Source organism: Gordonia sp. SGD-V-85 (assembly GCF_001456905.1).
Classification (GTDB): Bacteria; Actinomycetota; Actinomycetes; order Mycobacteriales; family Mycobacteriaceae; genus Gordonia; species Gordonia hongkongensis.
Genome location: NZ_LNQO01000003.1, coordinates 141220 through 165370, shown reverse-complemented (window position 1 = coordinate 165370; position 24151 = coordinate 141220). Strand labels below are relative to the sequence as shown.

The 24151-nt window shown below is 68.4% G+C and carries 18 protein-coding genes; 7 read left to right on the top strand and 11 right to left on the bottom strand.

Features of this window, described 5'->3' with window-relative positions; genetic code table 11:
• Nucleotides 1-11 precede the first annotated feature (11 nt).
• Nucleotides 12-2606 (top strand): alpha-glucan family phosphorylase, encoded by a 2595-nt coding sequence (glgP, locus tag AS181_RS04650; protein WP_058250583.1) that lies wholly within the window; start codon nt 12-14, stop codon nt 2604-2606.
• Nucleotides 2607-2708: 102 nt separating this feature from the next.
• Nucleotides 2709-3134 (top strand): nitroreductase/quinone reductase family protein, encoded by a 426-nt coding sequence (locus AS181_RS04645; protein ID WP_058250429.1) that lies wholly within the window; start codon nt 2709-2711, stop codon nt 3132-3134.
• Nucleotides 3135-3174: 40 nt separating this feature from the next.
• Here the strand turns inward: AS181_RS04645 and AS181_RS04640 are convergent, their stop codons facing one another.
• The 3 genes from AS181_RS04640 to AS181_RS04630 all read right to left on the bottom strand — a co-directional run bounded on the left by AS181_RS04640 (nt 3175) and on the right by AS181_RS04630 (nt 8679).
• On the bottom strand, nt 3175-5712 hold the full coding sequence (locus AS181_RS04640) for an FHA domain-containing protein (RefSeq protein WP_058250582.1): 2538 nt from the start codon (nt 5710-5712) through the stop codon (nt 3175-3177).
• Nucleotides 5713-5829: 117 nt separating this feature from the next.
• On the bottom strand, nt 5830-7647 hold the full coding sequence (gene arc / locus AS181_RS04635) for a proteasome ATPase (protein WP_058250428.1): 1818 nt from the start codon (nt 7645-7647) through the stop codon (nt 5830-5832).
• Between the two features lie 201 nt (nt 7648-7848).
• Entirely contained in the window at nt 7849-8679 is an 831-nt protein-coding gene (locus AS181_RS04630) for a tRNA (adenine-N1)-methyltransferase (protein WP_058250427.1), read from the bottom strand.
• A 203-nt stretch (nt 8680-8882) separates the two neighbouring features.
• Between AS181_RS04630 and AS181_RS04625 the strand changes: the two genes are divergently transcribed.
• Nucleotides 8883-9767: a RecB family exonuclease gene (locus AS181_RS04625; protein WP_058250581.1), complete on the top strand. Its 885-nt coding sequence runs from the start codon at nt 8883-8885 to the stop codon at nt 9765-9767.
• Nucleotides 9768-9834: 67 nt separating this feature from the next.
• Nucleotides 9835-10680, top strand: coding sequence for a thioesterase family protein (locus AS181_RS04620; RefSeq protein WP_058250426.1), 846 nt, complete (start codon nt 9835-9837; stop codon nt 10678-10680).
• Nucleotides 10681-10758: 78 nt separating this feature from the next.
• Here AS181_RS04620 and hisG read toward each other — a convergent pair whose 3' ends face one another.
• The 5 genes from hisG to AS181_RS04595 form a co-directional block, all read right to left on the bottom strand.
• On the bottom strand, nt 10759-11604 hold the full coding sequence (gene hisG / locus AS181_RS04615) for an ATP phosphoribosyltransferase (protein WP_058250425.1): 846 nt from the start codon (nt 11602-11604) through the stop codon (nt 10759-10761).
• Between the two features lie 89 nt (nt 11605-11693).
• Nucleotides 11694-11957, bottom strand: a complete 264-nt coding sequence (locus AS181_RS04610; RefSeq protein ID WP_014926729.1) for a phosphoribosyl-ATP diphosphatase — start codon at nt 11955-11957, stop codon at nt 11694-11696.
• Nucleotides 11954-12709, bottom strand: a complete 756-nt coding sequence (locus AS181_RS04605) for an HAD family hydrolase (protein WP_374100839.1) — start codon at nt 12707-12709, stop codon at nt 11954-11956. The genes AS181_RS04610 and AS181_RS04605 overlap by 4 nt, the downstream gene beginning before the upstream one ends.
• The gene (locus AS181_RS04600) at nt 12706-13506 is read right to left on the bottom strand and encodes a helix-turn-helix transcriptional regulator (RefSeq protein WP_058250424.1); all 801 of its coding nucleotides are present in this window, start codon (nt 13504-13506) and stop codon (nt 12706-12708) included. The genes AS181_RS04605 and AS181_RS04600 overlap by 4 nt, the downstream gene beginning before the upstream one ends.
• 64 nt (nt 13507-13570) lie before the next feature.
• Entirely contained in the window at nt 13571-14041 is a 471-nt protein-coding gene (locus AS181_RS04595) for a CinA family protein (RefSeq protein ID WP_058250423.1), read from the bottom strand.
• Between the two features lie 118 nt (nt 14042-14159).
• Here AS181_RS04595 and AS181_RS04590 point away from each other — a divergent pair, with 118 nt between their 5' ends.
• A complete protein-coding gene (locus AS181_RS04590; protein WP_058250579.1) occupies nt 14160-15014 on the top strand; it encodes an alpha/beta fold hydrolase in 855 nt (284 codons plus the stop codon).
• Here AS181_RS04590 and AS181_RS04585 read toward each other — a convergent pair.
• Complete coding sequence (locus AS181_RS04585; RefSeq protein ID WP_058250422.1) at nt 14927-16357, bottom strand: MFS transporter; 1431 nt, start codon at nt 16355-16357, stop codon at nt 14927-14929. The genes AS181_RS04590 and AS181_RS04585 overlap by 88 nt on opposite strands.
• 136 nt (nt 16358-16493) lie before the next feature.
• Between AS181_RS04585 and AS181_RS04580 the strand changes: the two genes are divergently transcribed.
• Both AS181_RS04580 and AS181_RS04575 read left to right on the top strand, forming a co-directional pair.
• Entirely contained in the window at nt 16494-17417 is a 924-nt protein-coding gene (locus tag AS181_RS04580) for a manganese-dependent inorganic pyrophosphatase (RefSeq protein WP_058250421.1), read from the top strand.
• 216 nt (nt 17418-17633) lie between these two features.
• Nucleotides 17634-19256 (top strand): HNH endonuclease signature motif containing protein, encoded by a 1623-nt coding sequence (locus AS181_RS04575; protein ID WP_058250578.1) that lies wholly within the window; start codon nt 17634-17636, stop codon nt 19254-19256.
• A gap of 489 nt (nt 19257-19745) precedes the next feature.
• Here AS181_RS04575 and AS181_RS04570 read toward each other — a convergent pair whose 3' ends face one another.
• Both AS181_RS04570 and metH read right to left on the bottom strand, forming a co-directional pair.
• On the bottom strand, nt 19746-20513 hold the full coding sequence (locus tag AS181_RS04570) for a crotonase/enoyl-CoA hydratase family protein (protein WP_058250420.1): 768 nt from the start codon (nt 20511-20513) through the stop codon (nt 19746-19748).
• 38 nt (nt 20514-20551) lie between these two features.
• Nucleotides 20552-24142 (bottom strand): methionine synthase, encoded by a 3591-nt coding sequence (gene metH, locus AS181_RS04565; protein ID WP_058250419.1) that lies wholly within the window; start codon nt 24140-24142, stop codon nt 20552-20554.
• Between the last annotated feature and the right edge of the window lie 9 nt (nt 24143-24151).

The window sequence follows — 24151 nt, the reverse complement described above, 5'->3', positions numbered from 1 at the left end:
CGGTCGACGCCGTGAAAGCATTCCGCCGGTTCACCGTTCGAGTGCCGCTGCCCGACCGGATCGCCGACCTCGCGCCGTTGTCGCACAACCTGCGCTGGGCCTGGCACACCCCCACCCAGGAGCTGTTCGCCACCATCGACCCGCGCCTGTGGTCGTCGACCGGCGATCCGGTCCGGGTTCTCGCCGACACCGACCCCGCCCGTCTGGTCGAGCTGGCCGACGACGAGGGTTTCGTGGCACGGGTCGCCGAGGCACACGCCGACCTCGAGCAGTATCTCGATGCACCGCAGTGGTTCCAGAGGTATGCGGCCGAGTCATCGGGACAGGACGGTTCGGCGCATGACCGGGTGGTGCCCCCGGGAATCGCGTACTTCTCGATGGAGTTCGGCGTCTCCGAGGTCCTGCCGATCTACTCCGGCGGCCTCGGCATCCTCGCCGGTGACCATCTCAAGGCGGCCTCCGACCTCGGGCTGCCGCTGATCGGCGTCGGATTGCTGTACCGCTCCGGTTACTTCCGCCAAGGCCTCGATCACGACGGCTGGCAGATCGAGCGGTATCCCGTGAACGATCCCGCCGACCTGCCCCTCACGCTCCTCGCCCCGGGCGACGGCGCGGAGCCGGTGATCGTCGAGGTCGCGATGCCCGGCGGGGCGACCCTGTCGGCCCAGGTGTGGGTGGCGTCGGTGGGCCGAATCCCGTTGCTGCTCCTCGACTCCGACATCGATCGCAACGATGTCGAGCCCGAAGGCGCCGCCCTGCGCGCGGTGACCGACCGGCTCTACGGCGGGGATCAGGAACACCGGATCGCACAGGAGATCCTGCTCGGCATCGGCGGTGTCCGCGCGCTCCGCGAGTACGTCCGGATCACCGGCCGGCCCGAGCCGACGGTGTTCCACATGAACGAGGGACACGCGGGCTTCCTCGGCGTGGAACGCATCCGCGAGTTGGTGGCCGGTGGGCTCGACTTCGACACCGCGGAAGCGGTGGTCCGCGCCTCGAATGTGTTCACCACCCACACCCCGGTGCCGGCCGGGATCGACCGTTTCCCCGCCGACCTCGTCGCCCGTTACCTCGACGCCGACTCCGACGGCAAATCCCGCCTGCTGCCCGGGCTGGCCGCGGCGACGGTGGCCGAACTCGGCGACGAGGCGGACCCCGGCGTTTTCAACATGGCGCACATGGGATTTCGGCTCGGGCAACGCAGCAACGGGGTGTCGCAGCTGCACGGTGCGGTGAGTCGGGAGATGTTCGCCGACCTGTGGCCGGGTTTCGACGCCGCCGATGTGCCAATCGGCGCGATCACGAACGGCGTGCACGGACCGACCTGGGTGGCCCCGGCGTGGCGCGACTTCGCCGACGGGGACGAGGACTCCGCGCCCGAGGTGTACGCGGACCTGTCCGACGAGACGATCTGGCGAACACACGAGAAGCTGCGCGAGGAACTAGTCGACGAGGTGCGGCGGCGAGCACTAGCCAGCGGCCTCGACCGCGGCTTCACCCACGCCGAGCTGGCATGGACCGCCGACCTGTTCGACCCGCACGTGCTGACCATCGGATTCGCACGGCGAGCGGCGACCTACAAGCGCCTGACGCTGATGCTCCGCGATCCCGAACGCATGCGCACCATCCTCACCGATCCCGATCGGCCGGTGCAGCTGGTCATCGCGGGCAAGGCCCACCCGGCCGACGAGGGAGGCAAGTCCCTGATCCAGCAGGTTGTCCGGTTCACCGAGGATCCGGAACTGCGCGATCGCATCGTGTTCCTCCCCGACTACGACATCTCGATGGCGCGTTTCATCTACGCCGGTTGCGATGTGTGGCTGAACAATCCGGTCCGTCCCATGGAGGCCTGCGGGACCTCGGGGATGAAATCGGCGCTCAACGGCGGACTCAATCTGTCGATCCTGGACGGCTGGTGGGACGAGATGGCCGACGGCGACAACGGGTGGGCGATCCCGTCCGCGGAGGGGATCACCGACGAACATCGTCGCGACGATCTGGAGGCGCAGGCGCTGTACACGCTCCTCGAGGAGACGGTGATCCCCCTCTTCTATCGCCGGGCGGACGACGGTGTACCCCGCCGGTGGGTGGAGATGATGCGCCACACCCTCACTCGGCTCGGACCGCAGGTACTCGCCTCGCGCATGGTCCGCGACTACACGACCGACCTCTACTGCCCGGCCGCCCGCGCCTATGAGTCCGCATGCGCCGACTCCTACGCGGGCGCACGCGACCTCGCCGTCTATCGGCGCACACTGGAGACCGGATGGTCGTCGGTTCTGGTGGCCGGTGTGGAGGACGAGCGTCGCGAGGACGGACTCTGGATCACCGCCCATGTGGCATTGGGAGACCTCGCGCCCGAGTCGGTCGCGGTGCAGGTCGTACTCGGCAGGGTCGGCGACGACGGCGAGATCCTGGCACCGACGTTCACCGACATGACCCCCGGTCCCGACCGCGATGCGTCTGGCCGAGTGGTGTTCACCGCACTGGTGCCGCCGTCGACCTCCGGTCATCTCGGCTATACCGTCCGGGTCCTACCCCGCCATCCGCAGTTGTCGTCGGAGTCCGAACTCGGGTTCGTACGCTTTCCGGCGACGACCGGTTGACGGATCCCTCCATCCCCGGGGGTGATTCAGGGTCTTCCCGGATGCCGTCGCCGCCCTCGCCACGCCACACTGGTCGAACAGAGCCAGTGACGGGAGGACCGGATGGCCGTGTCGTCGACGGTCGCGAGGACGGCGTCGCAGATCGCTTCGATGCTGGGTGAGCGACGCATGCGGCTGGTGGCGGTGCTCAACAAGCACGTGACCAACCGGATCGTGCTGCTGTGGGCCGGGCGCGTCCCGGGGATGGCGGTCATCGAACACGATGGTCTCCGCAGTGGCCGCCGCTACCGGACGCCGGTCATGGCGCTGGCGTCGGGCCGCGATTTCTGGGTCGTGCTGAACTATGGCGCAGGGTCGGACTGGGTGGCGAAGGTGCTCGCGGCGCGGGGGGCCTCGATCCGACACCGCGGTCGTCGATGTCAGATCGGGGACGTCCGCGTGCTGCCGGCGTCGCGGAGCGGCGCACCCCTCCCCGACAGCCTCGACGACGACCGGAAGGTGCTGTGCGCCACCATGCGCGACGTCTGACGGAACGGACCGCCCGTCAGTGCTGGTCAGCCGCCGCGCGTCAGCGCTTCTTCAATCGCAGCCGCGAATAGGTGAAGGCGAGCAGCAGCGCGCTGATCACCGCGAGCACCCCGTAGGCGAGTGCGGTGTGCGCGACCGATGTCTCCCACAGCGTGATGCGCTGCGGCGCGGCCACATTGATGTTGTAGAGGTCCACGCTGCCGGCCGCGGCGACATACCCCCAGAACGACGGGAAGATCCACGACAGCTGTTCGAGTCCGATGCCGTCGAGTTTGAACAGGCCGCCGCAGAACACCAACTGGACCATCACGACGATGACCAGCGGGGGCATGACCTGCTCGTTGGATTTGACCGCCGACGAGATGGCGAGACCGACGAGCGTGCTCACGCAGGCGAGGACGGCCACCGCGACGAGCAACGCCAGCGGCGGCGGGAGGATCGGACCGCCGAAGTCGGGCAGCCCCCGACCGGCGAAGGTGATGCCGACCATGATGATCGTCTGCAGCACCGCGGCGACGAAGAACACCACGATCTTGGCGAAAAGGTATGCGCCGGGCCGCAACCCGACGGCGCGCTCGCGTTCGAAGATGTCGCGCTCCCCGACGAGATCGCGCACGGTCAGCGCGGCCCCCATGAACGCGGCCCCGACGACGAGCACGACGAGGATCTGGATCGCCTCCGCGCCGTCCTTCGGTGGCGGCGCGTTCGGGATCACCTCGAGGCGGGCGAACCCGCTCGAACCCGGGATCACCAAGGTGAGCAGGCCGAGCACGACGGGTAGCAGCACGAGGAAGACGAGATAGCCGACGTCGGCGAAGATGAGCCGTACCTGGCGTCGGGCGATGGTCGACGACTGGCGGGTGAAGCTCGTGTGCGGCACCGGTATCGGTGGCCCGGGAGGACGCTGGGGCGGCGGCGGATTCGGCGCTCGACGGTGCCGGTCCAGGTACCGCATGTGTGCGGTGTCCGGCTGATCGGCGACGTACGCGAAGATCTCTGCCCAGTCGGAGGTGCCCATCTCCCCCTCGACCTGTCCGGGCGGGCCGCAGAAGGACGTCTTGCCGCCGGGCGCCAGCAGCAGCACCTGGTCGCACATGGACAGATAGGTCAGCGAGTGCGTGACCACGAGGACCACACGCCCGGCGTCGGCGAGCCGGCGGAGGGTGGCCATCACCTGGCGGTCGAGTGCGGGGTCGAGACCGGAGGTCGGTTCGTCGAGGATGAGCAGTGACGGACCCGTCAGCAACTCCATCGCGACCGACGCGCGCTTCTGCTGGCCGCCGGACAGCTTCTCCACGCGGGTGTCGACATGCTCGGTCAGCTGCAGCTCGCTGAGCACCCCGTCGATGACCCGGTCCCGATCGGCCTTCGAGAGGTCGGGTGGCAGGCGCAGTTCCGCAGCGTAGCGCAAGGCCTGCCGGAGCGTGAGCTTGTGGTGCAGGACGTCCTTCTGCGGCACCATGCCGATGCGGGTGCGCAGAGCGTCGTATTCGGCGTGGACGTTGCGGCTCTCGAAGGTGACCAGGCCGCTCGTCGGTGAGTTGAGTCCGGCCGCGATCTTCGACACCGTCGACTTACCCGCGCCCGAGGGGCCGATCACCGCGGTCAGCGTGCCCGGACTGGCGCTGAAGTCCACGTCGGCGAGCAGACGCTTCCCGCCGTCCACGACGAGACTCACACCGTGGACGTGGAGGCCGTCGGCGACCGCGGCGCTCTCCTGCCCGCGCATCAGCGTGCCGCCGGACACCACGAAGTCGCTGTTGCCGATGGTGACGACGTCGCCGTCGGTCAGTTGCGCGCTCGACACCCGCCGGCCGTTGACGAAGGTTCCGTTGACGCTGCCGAGGTCCTCGATCACGAGGGCAGCCCCGCGGCTGGACACCTGTGCGTGGTGCCGAGACGCCAGGACGTCACTGACGACGATGTCGTTGTCGGGCGTGCGTCCGATTCGCTGGACTCCGCGGAGCGAGATCGACTCGCGCTCGGGCGGTGTCGACGCGCCGGGCAGGCGGTAGACCGCCGACACGTTCTGCTGCAGCGCCTGCAGATGCGGCGCGCTCAGGACTTCCTGCGGCATCGGGTCCACTCGGTACTGTCGCCCGCCCGGTGCGTGGGCGGGCATCTGGCCGGAGGCCGGGACGGCCGCGCCCGGGAACCCCGCCGAGCGAGGACCTGACGGCGGGTGGCCCGACTGCATCGGACGCGAGACCGGCGGGCCCGGCCGGGACGGCGCGCTGCGCCCGGGACCACTCGAGGGCGGCCGGCCGCCGGATGCGGGCACGTCGACCACGAGGTCGACGACCGGACCCGTGTTCACGTCGCCGAGGCGTACCTGGGTCGTACCGGGCACCATGAACTCGGCCATCCGCCGGCCGTTGACGAAGAAGCCGTTGGTGCTGCCGATGTCGACGAGACACCAGGCCGTACCGCGCCACTCGATGGCGAGATGCCGACGCGACACCATCGGATGGTTGATCACGATGTCGTTGTCGGGCTCACGCCCCAGGGTGATGCGCTGAGCGCCGCCGCCCAGTGGATGCGGCGCCCCACCGTCGACGATCACTCGTCCACGCGCCATCGATGTGCTGTTCATCGCCGACAACTCTAGTGCTTGACGGCGCTGTTCACGCGGTTCTGTCGAGCAGACAGCCGACCCCGTGGGAGTCGGCTGTCTGCTCGGTCGAGACCACTGTCGCTACAGGTACTGACCCGTGTTCGTCTCGGTGTCGATGGCCCGGCTCGCGCCCGCACTCTTGCCCGTGACCAGCGTGCGGATGTACACGATCCGCTCGCCCTTCTTGCCCGAGATCCGAGCCCAGTCGTCGGGGTTGGTCGTGTTGGGCAGGTCCTCGTTCTCCGCGAACTCGTCGAGGATGGAGTCGAAGAGATGCTGGACGCGCAGACCCGGTGCACCCGTGTCCAGTTGCGACTTGATCGCGTACTTCTTGGCCCGGTCGACGACGTTCTGGATCATCGCGCCGGAGTTGAAGTCCTTGAAGTACATGATCTCTTTGTCGCCGTTGGCGTAGGTGACCTCGAGGAACCGGTTGTCCTCGCTCTCGGCGTACATTCGCTCGACGACCTTCTCGATCATCGCGTTGACACAGGCCGTGCGATCGCCCCCGAACTCGCCGATGTCGTCGGCGTGGATGGGCAGCTCCTCGGTGAGGTACTTGGAGAAGATGTCGATCGCGGACTCGGCGTCGGGACGCTCGATCTTGATCTTCACGTCGAGGCGCCCCGGGCGCAGGATCGCGGGGTCGATCATGTCCTCGCGATTCGACGCACCGATCACGATGACGTTCTCGAGGCCCTCGACGCCGTCGATCTCACTGAGCAGCTGCGGGACGACGGTGGTCTCCACGTCCGAGGAGACGCCCGACCCGCGAGTGCGGAAGATCGAGTCCATCTCGTCGAAGAAGACGATGACCGGCGTGCCCTCCGAAGCCTTCTCGCGCGCCCGCTGGAAGATCAGCCGGATGTGCCGCTCGGTCTCACCGACGAACTTGTTGAGCAGCTCGGGGCCCTTGATGTTCAGGAAGTACGACTTCGCCTCCTTGGCGTCGTCGCCGCGCACCTGCGCGATCTTCTTCGCCAGGGAGTTGGCCACGGCCTTGGCGATGAGCGTCTTGCCACAGCCGGGCGGGCCGTAGAGCAGCACGCCCTTCGGGGGACGCAGCTGGTAGTCGCGGAACAGGTCCTTGTGCAGGAACGGGAGTTCGACGGCGTCGCGGATCTGCTCGATCTGGCGGCCCAGGCCACCGATGTCCTCGTAACCGACGTCCGGGACCTCCTCCAGGACGAGATCCTCGACCTCGGCCTTGGGCACCCGCTCGAACGCGAACCCGGCCTTGGTGTCGATGAGCAGCGAGTCGCCGGGACGCAGCTTGCGACGCAAACCGTCCTCACCGTCGACCTCGCCGAGCAGCGGTTCGGCCAGCCAGACCACCCGCTCCTCGTCGGCGTGACCGACGACCAGGGCGCGTTTGCCGTCACCGAGCACCTCGCGCAGCGTGCTGATCTCGCCGACGGTGTCGAATTCACAGGCCTCGACGATGGTCAGGGCCTCGTTCAGACGCAGGGTCTGACCCTTGGTCAGCAGGTCGGTGTCGATGTTGGGCGAACAGGTGAGGCGCATCTTGCGGCCCGAGGTGAACACATCGACGGTGGCGTCGGGGTGCACGTCCAGCAGGACGCCGTACCCGCTCGGCGGCTGACCCAGACGGTCGACCTCCTCGCGGAGAGCGACGAGTTGCTGTCGGGCTTCTTTGAGGGTGTCGAGCAGCTTCGCGTTGCGTGCGGTGAGGCTGTCCACCCGCTCTTGTAGATCCCCGGCCGGCCGGCCGGCTGCGCCGCGCGCAGACGAGTCCGGGCCGCTCCGCGACAGCGGCGACTCGGTGCCGCTCCGCGGCGGGGGCGGAGTGTAGGCGGGGACGAAGCCCTCGTCGGATGCACTGGCGCCCTCGGGAACCGCGCGGTCCCCCAGTGCGTCGTGGCGGTCAGATTCGGTCATTGCTGACTCCTCTCGCCGGCAATCACCCGATCCCTCGATCGGAATGCTCGCGCCGTATCCCTACGCTACCGGCCGAGACGGCGAATCGCCGTCCACCGCGCAATCGCCGGTGTTGACGGTGTGTTAAATGTGCGTCTTCGCAACGTATTCGCGATGTTTCACCGCACAGCTCGGCGACGGGCCGTTGCTCCGCGACCGGGCTCAGCCCTTGCTCGGACGGCGCTGCGGACGCAGTGTGGTGGTGCCGTCGGCAAGGCGCCGGGCCGTGATCAGAAAAGCCGTGTGGCCTTGCATTTTGTGCTCGGGACGCACCGCGAGGCCCACCGCGCTCCACTCGCGGAGGAGCGTCTCCCAGGCCCGGGGCTCGGTCCAGCACTCCTGCTCGCGCAGGGCCTCCATCACCCGGGACAACTGGGTGGCGGTCGCCACGTAGACCGTCAAGACCCCGCCTGGTTTCAACACGGTCCGCACGACGTCGAGCGGTTCCCAGGGCGCGAGCATGTCCAGGATGACGCGATCGAACCGTTCGTTCCGATCCACGTTCGCCAGATCGTCGACGGTGAGGTGCCAGTTGTCCGGCCGTCCCCCGAAGAAGGTCTCGACGTTGCGGATCGCGTGCTCGGCGTGGTCATCCCGGATCTCGAAGGAGACGACCTCTCCGTCGGCACCGACCGCGCGCAGCAGCGAACACGTCAGCGCGCCGGAGCCGGCACCGGCTTCGAGGACGCGGGCGCCCGGGAAGATGTCGCCCTCGAGGACGATCTGGGCGGCGTCCTTGGGATAGATGACCTGGGCCCCGCGCGGCATCGAGAGCACGTAGTCGACGAGCAGCGGGCGCAGCGCCAGATATTGGGTACCGCTGGTCGCGGAGACGATGCTGCCCTCGGGCGAACCGATGAGGTCGTCATGGGAGATGGCACCGCGGTGGGTGTGGAACTGCTTTCCCTCGTCGAGCAGCACCGTGAACTTGCGCCCCTTGGCATCGGTCAGCTGAACCCGGTCGCCGACGACGAACGGTCCGGTGGTGGGCACTGGTGCTTCCTCTCGTGAACGATCCGAACCCGCGCGACTCGGCGCAGGGGTTCGTGGGCCGTGTGGACGTTACCCGACGAGGTGGCCCGGTCCTGCCTCGTGTCGCTGCGGGGAGGGCGCCGCCCGGGTGGCCGGCTAGCGGACCCGAGTGTCGGGACCTCGGACTGTCGGGCCCGGCGCCTACCCTGCGAAGGGTGAGCACGATGACCGGAGTCGGAGACGCCTCCCCCAGCACGACCCCGACAGGGACCCCGGACGGCCCCGACGCCGATGCGCGAGGGATCGTCGGGCGCCCGCTGGCGCTGTCGCCGTCCCGCGCCGCGGACTTCAAGCAGTGCCCGCTGCTCTACCGCTACCGTGCGATCGACCGCTTCCCGGAGACCCCCACCACCGCGCAGACCAGGGGCACCGTCGTCCATGCCGCGCTGGAGAATCTGTTCGACCTCCCGGCCGAGCTCCGCACGCAGGACTCGGCCGAGTTGCTGGTCGAAGGCGCCTGGGCCGCGATGTGCGAGGGCGACCCCGAGCTCGCGAAGGTCATCGGCGAAGGCGGCCAGGCCGCGTTCCTCGCCGATGCGCACAAGCTCATCGCCACCTACTACACGATGGAGAACCCGACCGCCTTCGACGCCGACGCGGTGGAGGAACACGTCGAGATCGACGCCGACGACATGCTCATGCGGGGGTTCATCGACCGCATCGACGTCGCGCCGACCGGCGAGATACGCGTCGTCGACTACAAGACCGGGCGGTCGCCGGGTGAGGCGTACGAAGCCAAGGCGTTGTTCCAGATGAAGTTCTACGCGCTCGCGATCCTGCGCACCCGCGGAGTCGTTCCCGCCCGGTTGCAGCTGATGTACCTCTCCGACGGGCAACAGCTGATCTACCGCCCGGACCGTGATGAGCTGCTCCGCTTCGAGCGCACCCTGCGCGCGATCTGGCAGGCGATCCGCACGGCCGTGGCCTCGGGCGACTTCCGGCCGAAGAAGTCGTGGTCGTGCAAGTTCTGTGAGCACCGCGCCCGGTGTCCGGAGTTCGGGGGCGTCATCCCGCCGTACCCCGGTCCCCCGGCGGGTTTCGCGGTCTGAGCAGCCCCGACGTCCGCGGGACGCCCCCGCCCCGACCCATTATGTCGGCAGTCATAGAGTGACTCGGGTGGAGAACTCGTACTACGAACCCATCGATGCCCCGCCGGATGCTGCCCGCGACGAGGGCGACTTCGAGTACTTCCGCCCGACCGAGGCGACGCTGAGCGTGTGGTCGCCGACGATGCAGCACGGTGGTCCCCCGTCGGCCCTGCTGATGCGGTCGTTGCTGCGGTGCGAGCCCGACCCGGCTCAGCACTTCACGCGTGTGACCACCGAGATCCTCGGTCCGGTCGGGCTGGGCGTCAACCGGGTCGCCGCCCGGGTCGTGCGGCCGGGCCGCCAGATCAGCCTCGTCGAGACCGAACTGCAGGTGCAGCAGGCCGACGGGACATTCCGCGCCGCCGCCCGCTCGGTGGGGTGGCGGCTCCGCGTCGCCGACACCGCCGAGATCGCGAACGGTCCCGACCCCCTGACGCCCGGACCGGACGAGTCGAAGGCGGTGATCGGCTTCTCCGACGACAACGGCGAGGCGGTCGACTGGGGCACCCTCGGGTTCATCGGCACCATCGAGTCGGTCCGGGCCGAGGGGCGCAACGGCTCGACTCCCGCGGTGTGGCTGCGGCCGGCGATCCCGCTCGTCGCCGACGAGAAGACCGAGGACCTGGAGTCGATGTTCACCGTCATCGACGTCGCCAACGGGTTGGGCACCCGACTCCGCCCGAATCGGTGGACGTGGATGAACACCGACACCACCGTGCACCTGACGCGCGTCCCGAGCGGACCGTGGGTCGGCATCGACGCCCACATGATCGCCGGTCCGGACGGGTTCGGCAGCACCTTCGCCGACCTCTACGACGCCTCCGGCCACATCGGCCGGTCGGCCCAGACGGTGATGCTCAGCGCGGTGCAATAGCCACAAATTCACCACTAATCGGCAAACCCACCAGCTCGCAGCTGGTGGGTTTGCCGAAAATGGGTGGATCTGCCTCCGCTAGAACCGGCAGGACCGGATGTCCGTCGCCAGGATGGCCTTGGCGCCGAGCTCGGACAGCTCGTCCATGAGGTTCTGGTGGTCCTTGCGGGGCACCATTGCGCGGACCGCGACCCAGTCCGGGTCGGCCATGGGCGCCACGGTCGGCGACTCGAGGCCCGGCGTGAGCGCCGACGCCCGATCGAGAAGCGAACGGGGGCAGTCGTAGTCGATCATCACGTACTGCTGTCCGAACACCACGCCCTGCACTCGGGCGACGAACTGCCGTTCGGCCTTGGTGAGGTCGGCGTCGCGTCGGGAGATCAGGACCGCCTCGGAATCGCACAGCGATTCACCGAACGCCACCAGGCCGTGCTGGCGCAGCGTGCGACCGGAACCGACGACGTCGGCGATCGCGTCGGCGACACCGAGCTGGATCGAGATCTCGACCGCACCGTCGAGCCGGATGATGTCGGCGGTGATGCCATGACCGGCCAGGTCCTCGCGCACGAGGTTCGGGTACGACGTGGCGATGCGTTTGCCCGCGAGATCGGCCACTGCCCACTGCTGGTCGGCCGGAGCCGCGTAACGGAAGGTCGACGAGCCGAAGCCCATGGCCAGCTGTTCGCCCACCTCGGCGCCGGAGTCGCGGGCGAGGTCACGTCCGGTGATGCCCAGGTCCAGCCGGCCGGAGGCGACGTAGATCGCGATGTCCTTGGGACGCAGGAAGAAGAACTCGACGTCGTTGTTGTTGTCGAGGACCGTGAGGTCCTTGGCGTCGGTCCGGCGGCGATAGCCGGCCTCGGAGAGGATGGCCGACGCGGATTCGGAGAGCGCACCCTTGTTGGGTACGGCCACTCTCAGCATCTCGTTGTCCTTTTCGTGGAGTGCGCCTGCGGGCGCGGGGATGGAGCAGAACTGTGTCGTGTGGACTGTGTCCGGACCGGGTCAACCGGTCACAGATGTCGGTACACGTCCTGCAGCGTCAGTCCCCGCTTGATCATCATCACCTGCAGCCAGTAGACGAGCTGCGAGATCTCCTCGCCGAGCGACTCGTCGGATTCGTGTTCGGCGGCGAGCCAGACCTCACCCGCCTCTTCGATGATCTTCTTGCCCAGGGTGTGGACACCGGAGTCGAGGGCGGCGACGGTACCCGAACCCTCGGGACGGCTCTGCGCCTTGTCGCTGAGTTCGGCGAACAGCTCCTCGAAAGTCTTCACGATTCCTCATTTTTGCATGTGGAGATGCGCGCGAGACCGCCGGTCCATGCACCGGCGACATCGTCGAGGTCCAGCCCGACCAGACTGGTCCGGAAGACGCGCAACCGGCCCGGCTCGACCGGTGCCGCGGACTCGACGACGAGCGTCGGACATCCGGCCGCCGATGCCGCCTGGGCGCCGGTCGGCGAGTCCTCGACGGCCAGACAGTCGGCCGACGGGACACCGAGTAGTTCCGCCGCGCGCAGGTAGGGATCGGGCGCGGGTTTGCCCACCGCCACCTCGTCGCCGCAGACCGTCGTGGTGAATCGTCCACGCCCGATGGTCTCCAGGGCCACCTCGGTCAACTCTCGCACCGTGTTCGTCACCAGCACCATGGGGATCCCTGCCCCGGCCACCAGGTCGAGTGCTTCGGCTGCGCCGGGACGCCACGGCAGGTCGTCGGCGAACAGTTCGGCGACCCGATCGAGAGTCCAGCGTCCGTCGGCATCGGGATCGCGCTCCGCGGCGGACAGACCGGCCGCGTCATGCACCTTCGCCAATGCGTCCGGCAGCGAGTTCCCGAGAGTGGATTCGCGGAGTTCCGGTGACATGACGATGCCGTGCCGGGCGGCCAGTTCCGCCATCGCGACGTCCCAGATCGGTTCGGAGTCGAGCAGCGTGCCGTCCATGTCCCACAGCACGGCAGCGGGGAGTCGCGCACCCGAGGGTGAGGTGGGGCCGGCGGTGGAGACGGTGGGGGCGGTGTCGGTCACCCCTGCATCATCGCAACCCACCGCTCGGTGGGCTCGTCGGCGGGGTAGAACAGCTCGATGGTCAGCTCCTCGAGGGTGACATCGCGTGGGGAGCCGAACGTCGTGAGGGTGCTGAAGAACGACAGCACCTGGTCGCCGAGGGCGAGCCGGAACGGCACCAGCAACTGCGGTTGTCCCCCGACTCCGGCACGGTCGCGGGCGAGACGTCCGTCGAGTGCGGCGACGGTCGGATACCCCGAGACCTCCCGTTCGAGGTCGGCGAGGCGCGGGTCGCCGGTGATCCGCGCCATCCGCCGGAGCAACTCGAGCAGGTAGGTCGCCCACTCGTCGAAGTTGTGCGTGGCCCGCGCGAATCCGTCCGGATGCAGCGACACCCGGAACAAGTTGACCGGTCCGGTCTGTAGTTCGGGCGGCAACAACTCGAGAAGGGTGAGCGCGGTGTCGTTGGCCAGCACGACGTTCCAGGTCCGGTCGAGCGCCATGCCCATGTTCGGGTTGTGGGCGTCGAGCAATCGCTGGACAGACGACCGGACGTGGGCCATCGTGTCCGAGTCGAGCGGTTCCTCGCTGTAGCGGGGTGCGTGCCCCGCAGCGAGGAGCAGCGAATTTCGTTCTCGCAGTGGAACATCGAGCCGCTCGGAGAGCGCCTCGAGCAGCGCCGGACTCGGGCGTGACCGGCCGGTCTCGACAAAACTGAGGTGACGCGGCGAGACACCGACCTCGTAGGCGAGATCCAGCTGGCTCAGCGAGCGGCGAGAGCGCCACTGCCGCAGCATGCTTCCCACCTCGACGGTCATGGGGTCATGGTAGGTCCCGGGCGGGAGCGCGGCGACTACCTCACGGGTAACGGTCGTCCGGCGATCAAGACCGCAGACAGGACTCGAGCAACTCCAACGAGTGTCCGATCGTCTGGGCGAGGACCTCTTCGGGTTCACCGTCGAACACTTCCCGGGAGGCGCTGACGCGGCCGCGGTGATCCAGTCCGAACCACACCGTTCCCGGTGCCGCCTCGTCGGGTTCGGGACCGGCCTCACCGGTCACCGCGACGACGAGGTCGGCGTCGAACAACCGGGCGGTCGATGCCACCATCGCGCGCGCCGCGGTCTCGCTCACGACCGGCCCCTCGGGCACGTCGAGCAGGTCGTACTTGACGTCCTTGTGGTAGGCCACGACCCCGCCGCGGAACCACGTACCCGCGTTCGGCGCCTTGCTCAGTTCGGTTGCCAGGTTCCCGCCGGTCAGCGATTCGGCGACCGCGATCCGGACGCCTGCTTCCATCGCGGCGTCCGCCACGCGCTTGCAGGTCTCCGAGAAATTACTCACATCCGACATGTGTCGCTCCCTTCGTGTCCGCGTCGACCATCGCTGGTTGATATCCACAGGGCCGCGCCTCGAAACGACTACCTGGTAGGTAGTGGTGCCGGCGGCGCGGGTGCGAGACGTTGGGGACATGACCCGCATCGAGAACGACCCCGTTCGCACACGGCACACGACGGTGTTGATCTCGCCGGCGATGGGAGTGCCGGCGCGTGTGTACCGGCGCTTGACGGAGGCCCTGAGCAGAGCCGGACTCGACGTCGTGATCGTCCCTCGGCGAGGGATCGAGGAGGGAAGCGAGCCACCGTCTCGACGTTCCGACTGGTCCTATGCCGACGAGGCGGACGACCTAGCCGACGCCGTGACCGCCGCCCGGACGGAAACCCCGGAGACGAGGGTCCTGGTGCTCGGTCACAGCCTGGGTGCACAGCTGGCGGCGTTGGTGGCGTCACGGACCGATCGTGCTCCCGACGGGATCGTGGCGATCGGCGCCTCGGTCCCCCACTTCCGACACTACGGCGCACGCGGGATCCCGCTCGCCGCACTGGCCGCGTCGGTCACGCCGGTCGCGGCGGTGCTCGGCCGGTGGCCACGACGCGGCTTCGGCGGTCCGACGCCGCGCACGCTGATGCGGGAATGGGCGCGCATGGTGCTGACCGGGTGGGCGCCGTTCGCACTCGACTCCCGAATGCGGTTGCCGGCGTTGTCGATCCGGCTGCACGACGACGAGGTCGTGTCCGGCCGCGCCGCGGACGCCTACGACGCGGCGTTCGACAAGGACGCGATGTCGACACTGTGTTACCGGGCCTCCGACGGTCCGGCCGGGGGCGTCGCGACGCACCTCGGATGGACGCGGACGCCTGATGGGATCGTCGAGCTGATCGCGCGATGGTGGGAATCTCACGCCGTCCAGGAGCCCGATCGGGACTCGACGCGGTCGCGTGTGCGCACGGCGGTTCGTTCCGCCCAGGCGCCGGTGGCGAGATAGGCCAGCACGGCGATCGCCACGCCGCACAGCGTCACCACCATCCAGAACGGTCGTGCGGTGGCGCTCAGGTCGTCGGCCACCGTTCCCACCCGTCCGGAGAACGCGATGGCACCGGACACCGCCACGCCCAGCGCCGTCCCGACCTGGCGCCCGGTGGACGCCATGGCGGAGGCGAGTCCCGCCTGGGTTCGCGGCATGCCCGACACCGCGGCATTCGTGATGGGCGCGTTGACCAGTCCGAAGCCGATGCCGAACACGAGGTAGGCCGCGCCGAGGTAGGTGAACGGGGTATCGGATCCGACGCCGAGGAGCAGCACTCCGCCCGCCGCCATCCCGATCCCGCCCGCGAACAGTGGCGGCCGGGACCCCCGCGCGGCGACGAGGCGTCCCGAGACCGGCGCGCAGGACGCGGCGGCCAGAGCCATCGGGATCAGCATCAGACCCGCGCCGAGCGGACTCAGTCCGCGGACTTCTTGCAGGTACAGGGTGTTGAGGAACAGGAACCCGCCGGTCGCCGCGAACGCGATGACCGCGCACACGACCGCGACGGTGAACGGCACACTGCCGAAGAACCGCGGGTCCAGGAGCGGCTCGTCGCGGCGCAACTCGTAGCAGATCAGGACCACAGACGAGCACGCAGCGACCGCAAAACAGCCGACGATGACGCCGGACCTCCAGCCCAGCACATGCCCTTCGATGATCCCGAACGTCACGGTTCCCAACAGCACGAGGATCAACAGCTGACCCACCACATCGGCCCGTCGAGGCTGTGGCGCCCTCGACTCGGGGACGTACCGCCGGCTGAGAACGAGGGCGAGCACGCACACCGGGACATTGAGCACGAAGATCGCCTGCCAGCCCAGGCCGGAGACCAGCGCACCACCGACGACCGGGCCGAAGGCCAGACTCGCCCCGAATGCACTTCCCCACAACCCGATCGCCCGCGCACGCGCCTTCGGCTCGGTGAACACAGTGGTCACGATCGACAGGGCCACCGGGTTCAGCATCGAGCCACCGACCGCCTGGACGGCCCGGGCCGTGATGAGCACCTCCGGTGTCGGCGACACCGCGCAGAGCACCGACCCGGTTCCGAAAATCGCGAGGCCGACCCCGAAGATGCGTCTGCGACCGAGCCGGTCGCCGGTGGTGCCACCGAGGATGAGCAGGCTCGCGACGACCAACGTGTACGAGTCGACCACCCACTGGAGCTGAGACGGCGTGGCGTCGAGATCGGCACCGATCGACGGCAGCGCCACGTTGACCGCGGAGATGTCGAGGCCGACGAGGAACATGCTCAGACAGCAGACGACCAGGATGACGCGTCGAGGCCCGGTCGTGGACATGGAGCCAATGTAGAACCCCGACCCCGGGGCGGCGCGACTCGCTGAGGATCATGCTCACGGGGAACGAGACCCGCGAGGCGCCGGGATCGTCGTAGTCTGGGCCCACGCGCACCGCCGAGGAGAAAGCCGAGGTCCCATGTCGAAGATCCTGGTGTTCGGACACCGCAACCCCGACACCGATGCCATCGGGGCGGCGATCGGCCTCGCCCACCTCGAAGCCGCGCTCGGCAGCGATGTCGAGGCCGTTGCCCTCGGCCGACCGAGTCTCGAAACCGCCTTCGCACTGGAGCATTTCGGACTCGACGCGCCGCGCGTCATCGAGACGGCCGCGCCGGCGAAGGTCATGCTCGTCGACCACAACGAGCGCCAGCAGAGCGTCGCCGACATCACCGACGTGACCGTCCTGAAAGTCATCGACCACCATCGGATCGCCAATTTCGAGACGGCAGCGCCGCTGTACATGCGCGTCGAACCGGTCGGATGCACCTGCACGATTCTCACCCGGATGTACGCGGAGAACGGGGTCGAGATCCCGCGTCCGCAGGCGGGCATCATGCTGTCGGCGATCATCTCCGACACCCTCTTGTTCAACTCCCCCACCTGCACCGACGCCGATCGCGCCGCTGCCGCCGAGCTTGCCGACATCGCGGGCGTCGACGTCGACGAGTACGGCGACGCGCTTCTACGGGCCGGGACCGCGCTCGGCGACGAGCCGGTGTCGGCGATCATCGGACGGGACTCCAAGAGCTTCGACATGGGGCCGAAGACGGTACGGGTCTCGCAGGTCACCACGGTCGACTCCGCCGAGATACTCGACCGTCGCGACGAGTTCCTGACGGCAATGACCGCCGAGAAGGAGGCAGCCGGCTACGACCTCTACCTCCTGCTCATCACCGATGTGATCAAGGCCGACTCGGACCTGCTCGTGGTCGGCGAACCCGCCTCGGCCATCGAGCAGGCGCTGGGTGTCACCGTCGCCGACGGCCACGCCTTCGGCAAAGGCGTCGTCTCGCGCAAGAAGCAGATCGTCCCGCAATTGACCGAAGTGCTGGACGTCTGAGCGGTCTCTGGCCTCCCCGCGCACATCCGCAGCCGAGAGAGGACTCTTAACAACAAAATTCGAGGACAACCCAAACCGGCGCCCCATCTACCACAACGCACCGACAAGTTGTCGCCGACGAATACCGTTGCACAACAGACACTTTCGAGTTGCGAGATGCCGACTATGGTGTACACTCGAACGTACATTCGCGGCTACGGTTCTTGGGGGGTGGCCATGTCTGACGGATCAGCGACGCCGCAGCCGCGTGCCGTCGAGTTGATCGCCGACCTCCACCGCATCGTGGACGAGTTGCAGACGGTCGACCTGGGGCCGTGCACCGATGCCGAGTTGGCCGAAGTGGCAGCCGATACCGAGAAAGCGATCGCACGGTTGACTGTTGCTGGTGACCGGCAGATCGATCAGGTCGAGGCCCGCGACCTGCCCCGCAAAGCCGGGTGCCGAACACTCATGCAGTACATGACCCACCGGCTACGCGTCTCCAACCCGATGCGACGCCGTAAGCAGATGGACGCCACCGCCACCCGCACCAGCCTCGGCGGCGAGGTCCTACCACCTGAACACCCCACCCTGGCCGAAGCGTTCGCCGCAGGAGCGGCCGGTTCCGCGCACGTGCAGGCCGCCCTCGATGTCCTCGACCAGATCCCCCACGGAATCGACCACGACGTGAAAGTCGCGGCCGAACGGCAGATGGCGGAGATCGCCGAAGCCCACACCCCCGCCGAGATCACCCAGCTCGGCGCCCGCCTGCTCGCCCACCTCGACCCCGACGGCACACTGTCCGACGACACCGACCAGAAACGACGCCGCGGCCTGTGGATCGGTCGGCAACGCGCCGACGGGACAGCCAAAATATCGGGCACCCTGACACCCGCACTCGCCGCCCGGCTCACCATGATGTTCGCCGTGTGGGGCAAACCCGGACTCAACAACCCCGACGACCCCGCCTCGCCCAGCGGGCCGGCCGGAGCCGCCGACCCCGACGCCCTCACCGCCGCCGCCGACCGCGACGGCCGCACTCTCGCCCAGTCCAATCACGACGCGCTCGACGCCGCCCTGGCCGCGGGTTTCGCCGACGGCGCACTCGGCACCTCGCACCGCGGCCTGCCCGTGCAGCTGATCATCAAGGCCGACCTCGGGGACCTGATCCGCGAAGCCGGACTCGCGACCACCGCCACCGGAACCCTGCTGCCCATCCGGGACTTGATCGCGATGGCCGCCGACATGCAACCGTGGCTCGCGATCTTCAAAGACGCCACCACCGTCCCCCTGCACTTCGGACGGGGCAAACGCCTCGCCACCCGCGAACAACGCCTCGTCTCCTTCGCCCGTCCCGACGGGGAAGTGTGTTCGGCACCCGGGTGCGATCAACCCGCCACACACATCGAGCTTCATCACGCCGAACGAGACTGGGCCAAGGGCGGACTCACCGACATCGACGACCTCGCCCCGGCCTGTCCCCGACACAACCGCATGGTCGGCGACCAACCCGGCCAATACACCACCCGCATCGCCCGATCCGGACCCGACGAAGGCCGCTGCCTCTGGCGACTCAACGCCGAACCCGGCGCACCACCCAACCCCGAACACCTCAACCGCCGACCCGACATACCCCGGCGATTCACACAACACCTGAACACCGTGCGCGAGCAAATCCACGGGCCACCAACGCGGTCCGGCGATCACGCGCGCCCGAACAACCGGCATCACGACGACGCGCGTCGATCATGGTCGAGAACCAGCCACGTCATCGACGTGAGACCACCCCGACCCGGCCAACGACAGCTCCGACCCTCCCTCGTCGAAGCATTCCTAGCCGAGTACCTCGCACGCAACTGACTGCGCTACAGCGCAAGAGGACCCGTCGTAGCTCGTCGACCTCCTTCGTCCCTTGCTCGGCCCGGCGGCTATCGCTCCTCATACCTCAGTGTCTGCGGCCTGGCGGCCGTCGAGGACTACGAAAGAACCGTTGTGCGCGGTGCGAGCCCATCTACTGCTCCCTGAGGAGTCCGGAGCTTGCGGAGGCCTTCACGAAGGGTCCGGGTGAGTCGGGTTGCGAAGACCCTTCGTGACGCGCCCTCCGCAAGCTCCGGGCGCTCCTCAGGGAGCGGGGTTGGTCGCCCTCCGCAAGCTCCGGGCGCTCCTCAGGGAGCGGGGTTGGTCGCCCTCCGCAAGCTCCGGGCGCTCCTCAGGGAGCAGGGGTTGGTCGCCCCTCCGCAAGCTCCGGGCGCTCCTCAGGGAGCCGGGGGCAGGGCGTTCTTTCGGATCAGGGAGCAGGGGCTGGTGAGTAGCTTGGCGCGTCGAGGTGTTCCGCATTCGTCGGATCGTCTAACTGCCCACGCCCTCCCCGTGCCGGCCCGCGCCGCCGGCGAACCTGCTTGCGCCGGCCAGGGTGTCGGTGGCGAGCGAGACCATGCCGTGTCGGAGTTCGTTGGCGATGGCCGCGTCCGTGTCCAGGCCGTCCTGTTCGAGGACCGACAGCCGGTCCTGGCGCATGCACGTCTGCGGGAACGCGGCGATCTCCGTGGCCAGTGCGATCGCGGCCGGTAGCGCTGTCCCGGACGGGACGACGCGATTGGCGAGCCCGATCGACAGGGCCTCGTCGGCGGGTACCGCCCGGCCGGTCAGCACGAGATCCATGGCCCGGCTCTCGCCGATCAGGCGCGGAAGTCGAACGGTCCCACCGTCGATCAGCGGGACGCCCCAGCGCCGGCAGAACACCCCGAAGACGGCGTCGTCGTCGACCACACGCAGGTCCGCCCACAGCGCCAGCTCCAGTCCGCCGGCCACGGCGTGCCCGGAGATCGCCGCGATGACCGGCTTGGACAACGTCATCCGAGTCGGACCCATGGGGCCGTCACCGTCGGGTGCCACCCGATTCGGGTCACCGTCCGAGATGGCCTTGAGATCGGCTCCGGCACAGAAGGTCCCGCCTTCGCCGTAGAGCACCGCCACCGACGCCGACTCGTCGGCGTCGAACCGCCGGAAGGCATCCGCCAGCGCATCGGCGGTCGCGCGGTCGACGGCGTTGCGCCGATCCGGCCGGTCGATCCCGATGATCCGCACCGGCCCCTCGGACCGCTCCAGAACCGTCATGGCCTGTCCCCCGTCCCTCGATCCGGTGGCGAAGTACGTCAGGTGTTGAAGTACTTCGCCTCCGGATGGTGCAACACGAACGCGTCGGTCGACTGCTCGGGATGCAACTGCAACTCCTCGGACAGTTCGACGCCGATCCGTCCCGGCTCGAGCAACTCCATCATCTTCGCGCGGTCCTCGAGGTCGGGGCAGGCGCCGTAACCGAACGAGAAACGCGCGCCGCGGTATTCGAGGTCGAAGAAGCCCTGGGCGTTCTCCGGGTCCTCGCTGGCCATCGTGCGGTCGCCGAACGCGAGTTCGCTGCGCACCCGCTGATGCCAGTATTCGGCGAGCGCCTCGGTCAGCTGCACGCCGATGCCGTGTACCTCGAGGTAGTCGCGGTAGGCGTTGTCGGCGAACAGCTTGTTGGCGAAGTCGGCGATCGGCTGTCCCATGGTGACGAGCTGGAACGGCAGCACGTCGACCTTGCCGGCGGCCTTCGCGTCGGCGCGGGACCGGATGAAGTCCGCGATGCACAGGAACCGCGACCGCTGCTGACGCGGGAACGTGAAGCTGAACCGCACCGGCGCATCGGGTTCCGGCTCGGTGAGCACGTGGACGGTGTCGCCGTCGCTGACCGCTGGGTAGTACCCGTAGACCACCGCGGCGTGCTGCAGGATGTTCTCGGTCGACAGGCGATCGATCCAATACCGCAGTCGCGGACGACCCTCGGTCTCGACGAGATCCTCATACGACGGCCCGTCACCACCGCGGGCGCCCCGAAGACCCCACTGACCCAGGAACAGCGCGCGCTCGTCGAGGAGCTGCATGTAGTCCGCGATCGGGACGCCCTTGACGATCCGCGACCCCCAGAACGGCGGCGTCGGGATCTCGTTGTCGACGGCCACATCCGAGCGGGCCGGCACCTCGACGGGTTCCTCGGCGGCCTTGCGCTTGGCCGCGATGCGCTTCGATCGCTCATGGCGGGCCTTGCGTTCGGCGGCCTTCTCCGCCGCGGCCTTCGCCTCGTCGCTGTCCGGGTCGGGTCCCCCGCCGCGCTTGGTCGCCATGATGTCGTCCATCAGGCGCAGACCCTCGAAAGCGTCACGCGCATAGTGCACGTCGCCCTCGTAGGTCTCGGAGAGGTCGTTCTCGACGTAGGAGCGGGTGAGTGCGGCGCCGCCCAGCAGCACCGGGTACTCGTCGGCGAGCCCGCGGGAGTTGATCTCCTCGAGGTTCTCCTTCATCACCACGGTCGACTTGACCAGCAGCCCGGACATCCCGATGACGTCCGCCCGCTTGTCCGCGGCGACGTCGAGGATGGTCGCGATCGGCTGTTTGATGCCGATGTTGACGACCTCGTAGCCGTTGTTGGACAGGATGATGTCGACGAGGTTCTTGCCGATGTCGTGCACGTCGCCCTTGACGGTGGCGAGGACGATGCGTCCCTTGCCGTCCTCGCCGGTCGCCTCCATGTGCGGCTCGAGATGCGCCACCGCGGTCTTCATCACCTCGGCGGACTGCAGCACGAACGGCAGCTGCATCTGGCCCGAACCGAAGAGTTCGCCGACGGTCTTCATCCCGGCCAGCAGCGTGTCGTTGATGATCGTGAGCGGCGGGACCTGGGTCATCGCCTCGTCCAGGTCGTCGGTCAGACCGTTGCGCTCACCGTCGACGATCCGGCGCTCCAGGCGCTCGAACAGCGGCAGCTTCGCCAGTTCCTGGGCCCGCGACTCGCGCGCCGAGGCGGCCGAGACACCCTCGAACAGCTCCATGAGCTTCTGCAGCGGGTCGTAACCCTCACGTCGCCGGTCGTAGACGAGGTCGAGGGCGACCTCGCGGTGCTCCTCCGGGATCCGGGCCATCGGCAGGATCTTCGACGCGTGCACGATCGCGGTGTCGAGGCCGGCCTGCACGCACTCGTGCAGGAAGACCGAGTTGAGCACCTGTCGCGCAGCGGGATTGAGCCCGAAGGAGATGTTCGAGATGCCCAGCGTGAAGTGCACGTCGGGGTGGGCCTCGTGCAGCCGGCGGATCGCCTCGATGGTCTCGATGCCGTCGCGTCGGACTTCTTCCTGACCCGTCGAGATCGGGAAGGTCAGCGTGTCGAGGATGATGTCCTCTTCGGCGAGCCCCCAGTTGCCGGTGATGTCGGCGATCAGCCGCTCGGCCACCCGGACCTTCCAGTCCGCGGTACGCGCCTGCCCCTCCTCGTCGATGGTGAGCGCGACGACCGCCGCCCCGTGTTCGACGACGAGCTGCATGATCTTGGTGAACCGCGAATCCGGTCCGTCGCCGTCCTCGTAGTTGACCGAGTTCACCGCGCAGCGCCCGCCCAGCGACTCCAGACCGGCTCGGATGACCTCCGGCTCGGTGGAGTCGAGCATGATCGGCAGCGTCGACGAGGTGGCGAACCGGCTGGCGAGAGCCGTCATGTCGGCGGCGCCGTCGCGACCGACGTAGTCGACGTTGAGGTCGAGCATGTGCGCGCCGTCGCGGGTCTGGTCCTTGGCGATGTCGAGGCACTTCTGGTAGTCCTCGGCGATCATCGCCTCGCGGAAGGCCTTGGAGCCGTTGGTGTTCGTGCGCTCACCGATCACCAGGAAGCTGGCGTCCTGGTCGAAGGGCACCGCGGAGTACAGCGACGACGTCTCCGACTCGTGTTCCGGGGTCCGGGTCGCCGGGGTCACCTCGGACACCGCGTCCGCGACCTGCCGGATGTGTTCGGGTGTCGTGCCGCAGCAACCGCCGACGAACTGCAGGCCGAACTCGCCCACGAACTGCGACATGGCCTGCGCGAGTTCCTCGGGCGTCAGCGGATACTCGGCACCGTTGGCACCGAGGACCGGCAGACCGGCATTGGGCATCACCGACACCGGGATGCGCGCATGCTTGGAGAGGTACCGCAGGTGTTCGCTCATCTCGGCGGGACCGGTGGCGCAGTTCAGGCCGATCAGATCGATACCGAGCGGCTCCAGCGCTGTCAGCGCGGCACCGATCTCCGAGCCGAGGAGCATCGTGCCGGTCGTCTCGACCGTGACGTGGGAGATGATCGGGATCTTGCGGCCCACCCGCTCCATCGCACGGCGGGCGGCCACCACCGCCGATTTCACCTGCAGCAGGTCCTGCGAGGTCTCGATCAGGATCGCGTCGGCACCGCCCTCGAGCATGCCGATGACGCATTCCAGGTAGGCGTCGCGGATGGCCGCATACGTGGTGTGGCCGAGGCTGGGCAGCTTGGTGCCCGGCCCGATCGAACCCAGGACGAAACGGTCGGTGCCGTCGGCCGAGGGACCCATCTCGTCGGCGACGCCGCGCGCGATCGTCGTTCCCTTGTACGACATCTCCCGGATCCGGTCCGCGATGTCGTAATCGCCCAGATTCGACAGGTTGCACCCGAAGGTGTTGGTCTCCACGGCGTCGGCGCCGGCCTCGAAGTACGCACGGTGGATGCCCTCGAGGACGTCGGGCCGGGTGTCGTTGAGGATCTCGTTGCAACCCTCGAGGCCACGGAAGTCGTCGAGCGTCAGATCCGCGGCCTGCAGCATGGTGCCCATCGCCCCGTCGCCGATCAGTACCCGACGCGACATCGCCGACAGAAATGTCGTGTCGAAATCGCGTGGATCGGTTCCGGAGAAGTCAGGGGACATGGTTGACAG

Bases quoted from the DNA above. Each gene is read 5' to 3' on its own strand.
- AS181_RS04590 (WP_058250579.1), top strand. From the start codon at position 14,160: ATGACCCGCATCGAGAACGACCCCGTTCGCACACGGCACACGACGGTG.
- AS181_RS04595 (WP_058250423.1), bottom strand. From the start codon at position 14,041: ATGTCGGATGTGAGTAATTTCTCGGAGACCTGCAAGCGCGTGGCGGAC.
- arc (WP_058250428.1), bottom strand. From the start codon at position 7,647: ATGACCGAATCTGACCGCCACGACGCACTGGGGGACCGCGCGGTTCCC.
- metH (WP_058250419.1), bottom strand. From the start codon at position 24,142: ATGTCCCCTGACTTCTCCGGAACCGATCCACGCGATTTCGACACGACA.
- AS181_RS04570 (WP_058250420.1), bottom strand. From the start codon at position 20,513: ATGACGGTTCTGGAGCGGTCCGAGGGGCCGGTGCGGATCATCGGGATC.
- AS181_RS04580 (WP_058250421.1), top strand. From the start codon at position 16,494: ATGTCGAAGATCCTGGTGTTCGGACACCGCAACCCCGACACCGATGCC.
- AS181_RS04625 (WP_058250581.1), top strand. From the start codon at position 8,883: ATGACCGGAGTCGGAGACGCCTCCCCCAGCACGACCCCGACAGGGACC.
- hisG (WP_058250425.1), bottom strand. From the start codon at position 11,604: ATGCTGAGAGTGGCCGTACCCAACAAGGGTGCGCTCTCCGAATCCGCG.
- AS181_RS04640 (WP_058250582.1), bottom strand. From the start codon at position 5,712: ATGGCGCGTGGACGAGTGATCGTCGACGGTGGGGCGCCGCATCCACTG.
- AS181_RS04575 (WP_058250578.1), top strand. From the start codon at position 17,634: ATGTCTGACGGATCAGCGACGCCGCAGCCGCGTGCCGTCGAGTTGATC.
- AS181_RS04600 (WP_058250424.1), bottom strand. From the start codon at position 13,506: ATGACCGTCGAGGTGGGAAGCATGCTGCGGCAGTGGCGCTCTCGCCGC.
- AS181_RS04585 (WP_058250422.1), bottom strand. From the start codon at position 16,357: ATGTCCACGACCGGGCCTCGACGCGTCATCCTGGTCGTCTGCTGTCTG.
- AS181_RS04645 (WP_058250429.1), top strand. From the start codon at position 2,709: ATGGCCGTGTCGTCGACGGTCGCGAGGACGGCGTCGCAGATCGCTTCG.